The 12,281-nt window shown below is 70.4% G+C and carries 8 protein-coding genes; 4 read left to right on the plus strand and 4 right to left on the minus strand.

Features of this window, described 5'->3' with window-relative positions; genetic code table 11:
* Nucleotides 1-278: 278 nt before the first annotated feature.
* Both CCN42_RS18360 and CCN42_RS18365 read left to right on the plus strand, forming a co-directional pair.
* Nucleotides 279-1,226, plus strand: coding sequence for a RecB family exonuclease (locus CCN42_RS18360; RefSeq protein WP_107427611.1), 948 nt, complete (start codon nucleotides 279-281; stop codon nucleotides 1,224-1,226).
* 14 nt (nucleotides 1,227-1,240) lie between these two features.
* On the plus strand, nucleotides 1,241-1,912 hold the full coding sequence (locus tag CCN42_RS18365) for a response regulator (RefSeq protein WP_043499238.1): 672 nt from the start codon (nucleotides 1,241-1,243) through the stop codon (nucleotides 1,910-1,912).
* Between the two features lie 81 nt (nucleotides 1,913-1,993).
* Here CCN42_RS18365 and CCN42_RS18370 read toward each other — a convergent pair whose 3' ends face one another.
* From CCN42_RS18370 to metH, 4 genes are all read right to left on the minus strand, one after another.
* Nucleotides 1,994-3,574, minus strand: coding sequence for an ABC transporter substrate-binding protein (locus CCN42_RS18370; RefSeq protein WP_086737090.1), 1,581 nt, complete (start codon nucleotides 3,572-3,574; stop codon nucleotides 1,994-1,996).
* 69 nt (nucleotides 3,575-3,643) lie between these two features.
* Nucleotides 3,644-5,248, minus strand: a complete 1,605-nt coding sequence (locus CCN42_RS18375) for an ABC transporter substrate-binding protein (protein ID WP_086737078.1) — start codon at nucleotides 5,246-5,248, stop codon at nucleotides 3,644-3,646.
* Between the two features lie 424 nt (nucleotides 5,249-5,672).
* Nucleotides 5,673-6,374 carry an HAD family hydrolase gene (locus tag CCN42_RS18385; protein ID WP_086737080.1) on the minus strand — a complete coding sequence of 234 codons (702 nt, stop codon included), beginning with the start codon at nucleotides 6,372-6,374 and terminating at the stop codon, nucleotides 5,673-5,675.
* Nucleotides 6,375-6,525: 151 nt separating this feature from the next.
* Nucleotides 6,526-10,038, minus strand: a complete 3,513-nt coding sequence (gene metH / locus CCN42_RS18390) for a methionine synthase (protein WP_086737082.1) — start codon at nucleotides 10,036-10,038, stop codon at nucleotides 6,526-6,528.
* A gap of 329 nt (nucleotides 10,039-10,367) precedes the next feature.
* On the opposite strand from metH, the gene CCN42_RS18395 reads away from it, so the two are divergent.
* On the plus strand, nucleotides 10,368-11,132 hold the full coding sequence (locus CCN42_RS18395; protein ID WP_086737084.1) for an IclR family transcriptional regulator: 765 nt from the start codon (nucleotides 10,368-10,370) through the stop codon (nucleotides 11,130-11,132).
* Nucleotides 11,133-11,513: 381 nt separating this feature from the next.
* Nucleotides 11,514-12,281 (plus strand): MIP/aquaporin family protein (locus CCN42_RS18400; protein ID WP_086737086.1); only part of this gene is annotated, 768 nt, incomplete at its 3' end.

Genomic DNA, 12,281 nt, shown 5'->3' on the forward strand with positions numbered 1-12,281 from the left:
AAATGTGTATAAGGGACAGGGTGGGGTGGAGGGCCGGTGACGCGTGATCGGTCGAGTTGTCGTTGCCCGACCGCGGCTGCCCGCTCCCGCCGCTCTCGTCCACGATGTCCCCTCGTTCGAAGCGTGTCCCGCACCTGCCGGGCGGAAGGTCTCGGGTCGATGGTATGCGTCCGCCGGGACGCGTTCCGCCTCGGCACCCCTCTGTTTCCCCGGTCGCCGGAGGGTGAACACGACCGCGACCGGGTCACTGTCAGTGGCGGGCCGTAAGGTCTGTGGGCATGGAGACGAGCACCGAGGGCATGCCGGAGGCCCACAGCGACGGTACGGCGGAGGCCGGGACCGGCACGGCCTCGGCGACGGCGGCCGCCGCGGAGATCCCCGCGCCGCGCGCCATGGCGCCGGCCTCCCTCTCGCCCTCGCGGGCCGGTGACTTCATGCAGTGCCCGCTGCTGTACCGGTTCCGGGTGATCGACCGGCTGCCCGAGAAGCCCAGCGAGGCGGCGACCAGGGGCACGCTGGTGCACGCGGTGCTGGAGCGGCTGTTCGACGCGCCCGCCGGGGAGCGCACCGCGCCGCGCGCCAAGTCGCTGATCCCCGGTCAGTGGGACCGGCTGCGGGAGGCCCGGCCGGAGCTGGCGGAGCTGTTCGCCGACGACCCGGAGGGCGAGCGGCTGGCCCGCTGGCTCGGCGAGGCGGAGCGGCTGGTGGAGCGCTGGTTCACGCTGGAGGACCCGAGCCGGCTGGAGCCGGCCGAGCGGGAGCTGTTCGTCGAGGCGGAGCTGGAGTCGGGCCTGCGGCTGCGCGGGATCATCGACCGGGTCGACGTGGCGCCCACCGGCGAGGTGCGGATCGTCGACTACAAGACGGGCAAGGCGCCCCGGCCGGAGTACGCCGAGGGCGCGCTGTTCCAGATGAAGTTCTACGCCCTGGTGGTCTGGCGGCTGAAGGGGATCGTCCCGCGCCGTCTCCAGCTGGTCTATCTCGGCAGCGGTGACGTGCTGACGTACGACCCGGTCGTGGCGGACCTGGAGCGGGTGGAGCGCAAGCTGCTCGCGCTGTGGGACGCGATCCGGCTGGCCACCGAGACCGGTGACTGGCGCCCGCGCCCCACCAAGCTGTGCGGGTGGTGCGACCACCAGGCGCACTGCCCGGAGTTCGGCGGCACTCCCCCGCCGTACCCGCTCCCCGTGGCCGGTTCCGAGCAGGGCAGAATGGGGCCGGACTAGCGAAGGAGACTTACGTGGCCATCCGTGTCCTACTGGTCGACGACCAGCCGCTGCTGCGTACGGGCTTCCGGATGATCCTGGAGGCCGAGCAGGACATCGCGGTCGTCGGCGAGGCCGGGGACGGCCTCCAGGCCCTCGACCAGGTGCGGGCCCTGCAGCCCGATGTGGTCCTGATGGACATCCGCATGCCGCGGATGGACGGTGTGGAGGCCACCCGGCAGATCACCGGCCCGGGGCGGGACGGACCGGCCAAGGTGCTGGTGCTGACCACCTTCGACCTGGACGAGTACGTGGTGGAGGCCCTGCGGGCCGGGGCCAGCGGCTTCCTGCTGAAGGACGCGCCCGCCCATGAACTGGTCCAGGCGATCCGGGTGGTGGCCGCCGGTGAGGCCATGCTCGCGCCGAGCATCACCCGCCGGCTGCTGGACAAGTACGCCACGCATCTGCCGTCCGGGGACGAGCCCGTGCCGGACGCGCTGAACACCCTCACCGACCGCGAGGTGGAGGTGCTGAAGCTGGTGGCGCGCGGCCTGTCGAACGCCGAGATCGCCGCGGACCTGTTCGTCAGCGAGACGACCGTGAAGACGCACGTCGGGCACGTCCTGACCAAGCTGGGGCTGCGCGACCGGGTGCAGGCCGCGGTGTACGCGTACGAGAGCGGGCTGGTGCGGCCCGGCGCCCAGTAGGCCGTACGAAAGCGGGCACGACGAGGGGCGGCCCCTCCTCCCGGAGGAGGAAGGGCCGCCCTTCGCACGGTCACGCCCGGCTCAGCTCTTGCTGAGCTCCCAGAACCGGAACACCGTCGAGGCGTCCAGGCAGTACTCCAGGCCGTACACGCCGTCGCGGACGACCGCGTACTGCTTGGCCTGCCAGACGGGCAGGACGGGCAGTTCGTCGGCGACGATGTCCTGCAGCACGCCGTAGTCCTTGTCGGTGGCCGCGCGGTCGGACTGGGCGGCCGTGCGCGGGATCAGCGTGCCGGTGATGGTGTCGTTGGCGTAGTTGTTGCCGAGCACGTTGCCCTTGCCGAAGAACGGCGCGGTGAAGTTGTCGGCGTCGGGGTAGTCGGGCACCCAGCCCTTGACGTAGACGCCGTACTTGCCGGCCTCGATGTCCTTCTCGTACTGGTCGAAGGGGACCGACTTGACCCTGGCCTCGAACAGGCCGCTGGCGTTGAGCTGGCCGGCGATGGCCTGCAACTCCTGGTCGGTGGCGGGGCCGTAGCGGGACGGCGTGGACCAGAGGGTCAGCTTCACCTTGCCGGTGATGTCGTCGGCGCTCAGGGCCGCGGCGGCCTTGGCCTTGGAGGGGCTGGCACCGTAGGTGTCGAAGAAGGCCGTGTTGTGGCCGCCGATACCGGCCGGGATGATCGAGTAGAGCGGCGTGGCGGTGCCCTGGTAGACGTCCTCGATGAGGGCGTCCCGGTCGATCAGGTGGGCGATGGCCTTGCGCACCGAGAGCTTCCCGGCGACCGGGTCGTCCATGTTGAAGACCAGGTGCTGGACCTCGGCGCTGGTGCCCTCGATGATCTCGACGCCGGCGTCGGAGTCGGCCTTCTCGATGTCGGCGATGTCACCGGCGCTCAGGCCTCGGTAGGCGATGTCGATCTCGCTGTCGAGCAGGGCCTGCTTCAGCGCGGTGCGGTCGCCGTGGAAGAACTTGATGGTGACGCCGGAGTTGGCGGGCTCGGCGTTGCCCTGGTAGTGCTCGTTGACCGAGAAGACGGCCCGGTCCTCGTCGAAGGAGTCGAGCTTGTAGGGGCCGGAGCCGACCGCCTGGCCGTCCTCGCGGAGCTTGGTGCCGTCGTACTCGCGGTGGTTGACGATGGAGCCCGCACCGGAGGCGATCTTGCTGGGGAAGGTGGCGTCGGGGACCTTCAGCTTGAAGACGACGGTCTTGTCGTCCAGCGTCTCGACCGAGTCGAGCATGGGGAACATGATCGCCGGACCGTCCGGGTCGCTGATCTTCAGCATGCGGTCGAAGGAGAACTTCACGTCCTTCGAGGTGAGCGGGTCACCGTTGCTGAACTTCAGCCCGTCCCTGAGCGTGCACTCGTACACCTTGGTCGCGGTGTCCGTGAAGGAGCACTGCTGCGCGGCCTCGGGCTCCGGCTCGGTGCCGCCCTTGGGGAAGCTGAGCAGGGACTGGAAGACGTTGTTGAACAACAGCCAGGATCCGGGGTCGTAACCGGAGGCGGGGTCCGTCGCCAGGACGTCGTCGGACATTCCCATGACGATGGAGGAGCCGCCCTCCCCCGTGTCACCGTTCTCCGTACCGCATCCGGTCAGCAGGCCGGAGGCCAGTCCCGCCACGAGGGGCAGGACGGGCCACTGCTTGCGCATGTTCACGTGCGTGTGCCTTACGTCGTTCTCGAAGTCCCGGGGTCCGTCCGGCACCCGGGCACGGGTGAGGAGGTGTCAGCCGCTCACACCGCGGCCGAGCTCCCACAGCTGGAGGGTGGAGGAGGAGTTCAGCGCGTACGCGGCACCGGTGATGTCGTCCCGCGCGGCCACGTACTGCTTGCCCTGCCACAGGGGCAGCACGGGGACGTCCTCGGCGACGATGTCCTGGATCCGAGTCAGGCTGTCCGCGGCGCCGATCCGGTCCGCCTCGCGACGGGACTGCGGGATCAGGCTGTTGCGGACCTGGCTGTTGGCGTACGGCGAGCCGAGGAAGTTGTCCTTGTCGAGGAAGGGCGCGAGGAAGTTGTCGGCGTCGGGGAAGTCCGGGAACCAGCCCATGCCGTAGACCTCGTACGAGCCCTTCTGCCCGGCGGGGCGGAAGGTCGACCAGGGGGTGCCCTGGATGTCGACGTCGAACAGGCCGCTGTCGTCGAGCTGCTTCTTCAGCAGCTCGAACTCCTGCTTGGTGGCCGAGCCGTAGTGGTCGGTCGTGTAGTGCAGCGTCAGCTTGACCGGGGTGGTGATGTCGGCCTTGGCGAGGATGGCGCGGGCCTTGGCCACGCTGGGGTCGCCGTACTCGTTGAAGAACGAGTTGGAGTGGCCCGTGACGGTGGCCGGGACCAGCGAGTACAGCGGCTCGGCCTGGGAGCCGTAGACCTTGGAGACGAGCTCGCCGCGGTTGACGATCTGGGCCATCGCCTGGCGAACGGCCTTGCTGCGCACGGCGGGGGCGTCGGTGTTGAAGGCCAGGTAGCGGATCTCCAGGCCGGGCATGTCGACGAGGTCGACGCCCTCGGGGGCGTCGGTGCCCAGCCGCTGGATCTGCTGCGGCGTCATGGTGCGGCTCATCAGGTCGATGTCGCCCTTGTCGAGGGCCTCACCCATGGCGTCGGCGTCCGTGTAGGAGACCAGTTCGACCTTGTCGTTGTTCACCGTCAAGGCGCCCTTGTAGCTGGGGTTCTTGGTGAACACGGCCTTGACCAGCTCGCCGTTCTTCTCCTCGGCCTCGAGGGTGTACGGGCCGGAGCCGTCCACGGCGAAGCCGTCGCGCAGCTTGTCCTTGGGGTAGTCGTCGGGGTTGACGATGCCGGCGACCGGGGTGGACAGCTTGTAGGGGAAGGTGGCGTCCGCGGTCCTGAGGTGGAAGATGACCTCGCGGTCGCCCTGCGTCTCGACGGTGTCGATGGTGGACAGCAGGGCGAAGACACCGCTGTCGGCCTTGAGGGAGCGGGCGCGGTCGATGGAGTACTTCACGTCGGCCGCGGTGACCGGGTCGCCGTTCGCGAAGGTCAGGTCGTCGCGCAGCCGGCAGGAGTAGCGCTCGTTGCCGGTGTCGGTGAAGCCGCAGCTCTCGGCGGCCTCGGGGACGGGCTCACCCTCGCCGCGCGGCTGGATCATCAGCGTCTGCACGGTCTGGCGCAGCACGTTCCAGGTGCCGACGTCGTAGGCGTAGGCCGGGTCGAGGGGGGCCGGGGCGTCCTCGGAGGCGATGAACCGGTCCGTGGTGCCGACGGCGATCGCGTCGCCGCCGCCGCTCCCGCTGTCGGACCCGCCGCAGGCGGCGAGCGCGGGCGCGAGCAGACCGACCACGGCCGGCAGCACCAAAGTCTTGCGGTTCATGCTCGAGTTTCTCCAGAGCTGTCGAGTCCGTGTATCCGGCATGCAGGGGTGGCGCCGCGGAACACGGGTTCAGGGGGTGATGTTCTCGCGACGAGATTAGTGCGCGCCCGCAGCGGGGTTCGCGGGCGCCGGAGTTGAACGGCCATCACGCAGCGAAACCGGGCGTGGACGCACCGAAAACCCGACAGCGGAAGGATTCGTGCCAGCGTTCCATCAATCGGGACACAAGGACACGGCCCAACCCGCAGGAAGCGGGCAACGATCCCACGATGGACGGCCCACCCGGCCTCGTCGGCGTGGTGAACGTCACACGACCGACGGGGGGTTGCGGCGCCTGAATTCGGCCACCCGAACGGGTTCGAATTGCCCCACGGACGCGTTCGATGAATTCCAGGCCAATCGGGGCGGCACAGTGGGTGAAGAGCTAGCGCATTTCCGTCATCAGCCCGCGCAGAAAAGCGAGGTCAACCTCTTCCAGCGTGGACACCACGGTCCGCCGGGCGGCGGGGGCGATGGGCGCGACGGACGGCACCACGACCACCCGGCAGCCGGCGGCCTCCGCCGCGGCGACCCCGGTCGCCGTGTCCTCGACGACCGCGCATCTGGCCGGATCCGCGCCCAGTCCGGCGGCGGCCAGCAGATACGGGTCGGGGTGCGGCTTGGTGCGCGGCACCTCGTCACCTGCCACGGTCAGGGCGAAGTGCTGGGGGCCCAGCGAGGTGAGCACCCGGTCGATGATGCGCCGGTGGGAGGCGGACACCAGGGCCGTGGGGATCTCGTGCGCGGCCAGCTCGGCCAGCAGCCGGGTGGCCCCGGGCATCACCGGGAGCGACCGGTCGATCCGGTCCTCGAACCCCTGGTTGAGCAGGACGCTGAGTTCGGCGAGGGTGATGTCGGCCCCCGTGGCCTCGATGAGGAACCCCGCGCTGCGGCTCATGGGGCCGCCGACCACGACATGGCGCCAGGAGTCGTCGAGGGTGTGTCCGAGGGCGGCGAAGACCTCGACCTCGACGTCCCACCAGAAGCCCTCGGTGTCCACCAGGGTCCCGTCCATGTCGAGGAGCACGGCCTGGAGGGCGGAGCCTTCGGCCGTGCGGGTGCCGAGCGCGGGGACGGTGGTCGTCATCCGGCGTACCTCCTTGAGGGACGATCAGGCCGGTTCCCGTGCGGGGAACCGGCCTGCGGTGGACCGACCAGTGTACGACGTACGCGGACGATCCGTCTCGTCTGATCGACGGACTGCGGGACAGCGGTGACGACCACCGTCCCGCGGGGCGTCAGCGCGCGTTGAAGTACTTGGCCTCGGGGTGGTGGATGACGATGGCGTCCGTCGACTGCTCGGGGTGCAGCTGGAACTCCTCCGAGAGGTGCACGCCGATGCGCTCCGGCTGGAGCAGATCCGCGATCTTGGCGCGGTCCTCCAGGTCGGGGCAGGCGCCGTAGCCGAGGGAGAAGCGGGCACCGCGGTACTTCAGGGCGAACATGTCCTCGATGTCGGCCGGGTCCTCCCCGGCGAAGCCCAGCTCGGAGCGGACCCGGGCGTGCCAGTACTCGGCCAGCGCCTCGGCCAGCTGCACGGACAGGCCGTGCAGTTCGAGGTAGTCGCGGTAGGCGTCGGAGGCGAAGAGCTTCGCCGTCTCCTCGCCGATCCGGGAGCCGACGGTGACCACCTGGAGGCCGACCACGTCCCGCTCGCCCGACTCCTCCGGGCGGAAGAAGTCGGCCAGGCACAGCCGGCGGCCGCGGCGCTGACGCGGGAAGGTGAACCGGGTGCGCTCGTTGCCCGCGTCGTCGAGGATGATCAGGTCGTCGTCCTTGGACACGCACGGGAAGTAGCCGTAGACGACGGCCGCCTCCAGCAGGTTCTCCGCCTGGAGCTTGTCCAGCAGACCGCGCAGCCGCGGCCTGCCCTCGGTCTCGACCAGCTCCTCGTACGTCGGACCGGCGCCGGTGCGGGCCTGCTTCAGGCCCCACTGGCCCTTGAACAGGGCGCCCTCGTCGAGCCAGCTCGCGTACTCCTTGAGCTGGATGCCCTTGACGACGCGGGTGCCCCAGAAGGGCGGGGTCGGGACGGGGTTGTCGGTGGCGACGTCGGAGCGGACGTGGCCCTCCTCCGGGCGCTCCTCGGCCTGCACGGTCGCCGCGCGCACCCGGCGCTGCTTCAGCTCGGGCAGCTTGGCGCCGGGCACGCCCCGCTTGACGCCGATGAGCGCGTCCATCAGGCGCAGGCCCTCGAAGGCGTCACGGGCGTAGCGGACCTCGCCCTCGTAGATCTCGTGCAGGTCCTGTTCGACGTAGGCCCGGGTGAGGGCCGCGCCGCCGAGGATGACGGGGTAGCTGGCGGCCAGGCCGCGGGCGTTCAGCTCCTCCAGGTTCTCCTTCATGATCACTGTGGACTTGACCAGCAGCCCGGACATGCCGATCACGTCGGCCCTGTGCTCGGCGGCGGCGTCCAGGATCGCGGAGACCGGCTGCTTGATGCCGAGGTTGACGACGTTGTAGCCGTTGTTGGAGAGGATGATGTCGACGAGGTTCTTGCCGATGTCGTGGACGTCGCCGCGCACGGTGGCGAGCACGATGGTGCCCTTGCCGTCCTCGTCGGTCTTCTCCATGTACGGCTCCAGGTAGGCCACGGCGGTCTTCATGACCTCCGCGGACTGGAGCACGAACGGCAGCTGCATCTGGCCGGAGCCGAACAGCTCGCCGACCACCTTCATGCCGTCCAGCAGCGTCTCGTTGACGATCTCCAGCGCCGGGCGGCTCTCCAGGGCCTCGTCGAGGTCCTTCTCCAGGCCGTTGCGCTCGCCGTCGATGATGCGGCGCTTGAGACGCTCGTCCAGCGGCAGCGCGGCCAGTTCCTCGGCCTTGCCGGCCTTGAGGGACTTGGCGGTGGCCCCCTCGAAGAGCTGCATGAGCTTCTGCAGCGGGTCGTAGCCCTCGGCGCGGCGGTCGTAGATCAGGTCCAGCGCGGTGCGCACCTGCTCCTCGTCGAAGCGGGCGATCGGCAGGATCTTCGACGCGTGCACGATCGCGGAGTCCAGGCCGGCCTTGACGCACTCGTCGAGGAAGACGGAGTTCAGCAGGATGCGGGCGGCCGGGTTCAGGCCGAAGGAGATGTTCGACAGACCGAGGGTGGTCTGCACGTCCGGGTGGCGGCGCTTGAGCTCGCGGATCGCCTCGATGGTGGCGATGCCGTCCTTGCGGGACTCCTCCTGACCGGTGCAGATGGTGAAGGTCAGGGTGTCGATGAGGATGTCCTCCTCGCGGATGCCCCAGTTGCCGGTCAGGTCGGCGATCAGCCGTTCGGCGATCTCGACCTTCTTCTCCGGCGTACGGGCCTGGCCCTCCTCGTCGATGGTGAGGGCGATCAGCGCGGCGCCGTGCTCCTGCGCCAGCCGGGTGACCTTGGCGAAGCGGGACTCGGGGCCGTCGCCGTCCTCGTAGTTCACCGAGTTGATCACCGCGCGGCCGCCCAGCTTCTCCAGGCCCGCCCGGATCACCTCGACCTCGGTGGAGTCCAGCACGATCGGCAGGGTGGAGGCGGTGGCGAACCGGCCGGCCAGCTCCTCCATGTCGGCGACGCCGTCCCGGCCGACGTAGTCCACGCACAGGTCGAGCATGTGCGCGCCCTCGCGGATCTGCTCCCGGGCCATCTCCACGCAGTCGTCCCAGCGGCCGGCCAGCATGGCCTCGCGGAACTTCTTCGAGCCGTTGGCGTTGGTGCGCTCGCCGATCGCCAGGTAGGCGGTGTCCTGGCGGAACGGCACCGACTGGTACAGCGAGGCGGCGCCCGGCTCGGGGCGCGGGTCGCGCTCGACCGGCCGCAGGCCGTGGACGCGCTCGGCCACCTGGCGCAGGTGCTCCGGCGTCGTGCCGCAGCAGCCGCCGACCAGGGAGAGGCCGTAGTCGCGGACGAAGGTCTCCTGGGCGTCCGCCAGCTCGGGGGCGGTGAGCGGGTAGTACGCGCCGTCCCTGGTCAGCTCGGGCAGGCCGGCGTTCGGCATGCAGGACAGCGGGACGCGGGCGTGCCGGGAGAGGTGGCGCAGGTGCTCGCTCATCTCGGCGGGGCCGGTCGCGCAGTTCAGGCCGATCATGTCGATGCCCAGCGGCTCCAGCGCGGTCAGCGCGGCGCCGATCTCGGAGCCGAGCAGCATGGTGCCGGTGGTCTCCACCGTCACCGAGACGATCAGCGGGACGTCGTATCCGGCGACCGCCATGGCGCGCCGGGCGGCGATCACCGAGGCCTTGGTCTGCAGCAGGTCCTGGGTGGTCTCGACGATCAGCGCGTCGGCGCCGCCGGCGAGCAGGCCCTCGGCGTTCTGCTGGTAGGCGTCGCGGATCGCGCGGAAGGTGGTGTGGCCGAGGGTGGGCAGCTTGGTGCCGGGGCCCATGGAGCCGAGCACCCAGCGCTGCCGGCCGTCGCGGGCGGTGTGCGCGTCGGCGGACTCGCGGGCGATACGGGCACCGGCCTCGGACAGTTCGAGGACCCGCTCGGCGATGTCGTACTCCGCCGCGGCCGTGAGGTTGGCGCCGAAGGTGTTGGTCTCCACGCAGTCCACGCCGACCGCGAAGTAGGCGTCGTGGACGGAGCGGACGATGTCGGGCCGGGTGACGTTCAGGACCTCGTTGCACCCCTCGAGGTTCTGGAAGTCCTCGAGGGTGGGTTCCTGGGCCTGGAGCATGGTGCCCATGGCTCCGTCGGCCACCACCACACGGGTGGCGAGCGCCTCTCGGAGCGCGGACGCACGGGTCCGGCTGTCGGCGGTAGGGGTCGGCGGCAACGAGGCCATGTAAGGGCTCCCTGAGATGCGACGGCTGTCGGCTTTGCGTCACCTCCGGGCACGGCGGAGGGCCGTCCCGGGGCGGGCGCACGCCGTCAGGGTAACCGGCGGCGGGGGCCTATGGTCAGGGGCGTCCACGAGGCGGACGAGCGAGACGGACCGGGCGGGCGGCCGGATGACCGGACCGCCGGGTTTCGGCCACTGTGGTGGACGCGGGGCATTCAGTCGACGACCGACCATTAGCGGGAGGTCGGCATCGACCGGTAGTGTTCGACATTGCCGAACAGCGGCAGCGACGTCGCAGCTCGACGGTCGAAGGGGACGGAGGCAGGACGGCGATGGCACGGAACATCCAGTCGCTCGAGCGGGCGGCCGCGATGCTGCGACTGCTCGCGGGCGGCGAGCGGCGGCTGGGCCTGTCCGACATCGCCTCGGCCCTGGGGCTCGCCAAGGGCACCGCGCACGGCATCCTGCGCACCCTCCAGCAGGAGGGCTTCGTGGAGCAGGACGAGGCCTCCGGCCGCTACCAGCTGGGCGCGGAGCTGCTGCGCCTGGGCACCACCTACCTGGACGTGCACGAGCTGCGGGCCCGCGCCCTGGTCTGGACGGACGACCTGGCCCGCTCCAGCGGCGAGAGCGTCTACCTGGGCGTGCTGCACCAGCAGGGCGTGCTCATCGTCCACCACGTCTTCCGCCCGGACGACAGCCGGCAGGTGCTGGAGATCGGCGCCATGCAGCCGCTGCACTCCACGGCGCTCGGCAAGGTCCTGTCGGCGTACGACCCGGTCGCCCACAGCGAGGCCGTCGAGGCCGACCGCAAGGCCTTCACCGACCGCACCGTCTGCGACCTGGCGCCCTTCGAGCAGATCCTCGACGTCACACGCGCGCGTGGCTACGCGGCCGACGTGGAGGAGACCTGGGAGGGCGTGGCCTCGGTCGCCGCACCGATCCACGACCGGCGCCGGATGCCGGTCGGCGCGGTCGGCATCACCGGCGCGGTGGAACGGCTGTGCCGGGACGGCGAACTGCGCCCGGAGCTGATCGCCGCGGTGCGGGACTGCGCCCGCGCGGTGTCGCGGGATCTGGGCGCGGGCCGCTTCTGAGCGCCCGGCCGGGGCGCGGGCGCCCCTCGGGCCGGTGACAGCACAGTTCACCGGGACGCCGGACGGCGTTCCGGTGATCGCCGTACCCTGAGACCGAACGGGGCGGACAAATCGGGCACGCCCCTGCCCAGTGCGGCATCGGAGATCGATAAGCGACAGCGATCAATAACGATCGGGTTTTCGATAACGGAACCCTTGACGCATGCGCGACCGCCCGACAAGACTCCCGTCCATCGGTCGGCATTGTCGAACACCTACCGGCAATACGCGCTAGAGTGTGACAACGCCAAGGGCCGGCATCGCTCTCACCCCCGAGGGCGCGGAACCTCCGTAGGGACACGGGGTTCGGCTTCCCCTGGACGAAGGACAAAGGAGTCGCGGGTGTCCAGCTCCGACATCTTCATCGGCGAGACCATCGGTACCGCCATACTCATCCTGCTCGGCGCCGGCGTTGTCGCCGCCGTCGTGCTCAAGGCCTCCAAGGCCCGTAACGCCGGCTGGCTCGCCATCACCTTCGGGTGGGGTTTCGCGGTGCTCACGGCGGTCTACATCTCGGCGCCCCTGTCCGGCGCCCACCTGAACCCGGCCGTCACGCTCGGTATCGCGATCAAGGACAACGACTGGAGCAACGTCCCCACCTACTTCGCGGGACAGCTGCTCGGCGCCATGATCGGCGCCGCCCTCGCCTGGGTGGCCTATTACGGCCAGTTCCACGCCCACCTCACGGACCGCGAGATCGTCGGCGGCCCGGGCACCCAGTCCACCAAGGCCGTCGAGGCGAGGGAGGCCCAGGCCGGCCCGGTCCTCGGCGTCTTCTCCACCGGCCCCGAGATCCGCAACGTGGCGATGAACCTCGCGACGGAGATCATCGGCACCTTCGTGCTCGTCCTCGCGGTCCTCACCCAGGGCCTCAACGACAACGGCAACGGTCTCGGCACCCTCGGCGCGCTGATCACCGCGCTCGTCGTGGTCGGCATCGGTCTCTCGCTGGGCGGTCCCACCGGATACGCCATCAACCCGGCGCGCGACCTCGGCCCGCGCATCGTGCACGCGCTGCTCCCCCTGCCCAACAAGGGCGGCTCCGACTGGGGCTACGCCTGGATCCCGGTCGTCGGCCCGCTGATCGGCGCCGCGATCGCGGCAGGCCTG

The organism is Streptomyces glaucescens (assembly GCF_002154375.1).
Classification (GTDB): Bacteria; Actinomycetota; Actinomycetes; order Streptomycetales; family Streptomycetaceae; genus Streptomyces; species Streptomyces glaucescens.

Excerpts from the sequence above, each read along its gene's own strand:
- CCN42_RS18360 (WP_107427611.1), top strand. The coding sequence starts at position 279 with ATGGAGACGAGCACCGAGGGCATGCCGGAGGCCCACAGCGACGGTACG.
- CCN42_RS18375 (WP_086737078.1), bottom strand. The coding sequence starts at position 5,248 with ATGAACCGCAAGACTTTGGTGCTGCCGGCCGTGGTCGGTCTGCTCGCG.
- CCN42_RS18385 (WP_086737080.1), bottom strand. The coding sequence starts at position 6,374 with ATGACGACCACCGTCCCCGCGCTCGGCACCCGCACGGCCGAAGGCTCC.
- metH (WP_086737082.1), bottom strand. The coding sequence starts at position 10,038 with ATGGCCTCGTTGCCGCCGACCCCTACCGCCGACAGCCGGACCCGTGCG.
- CCN42_RS18395 (WP_086737084.1), top strand. The coding sequence starts at position 10,368 with ATGGCACGGAACATCCAGTCGCTCGAGCGGGCGGCCGCGATGCTGCGA.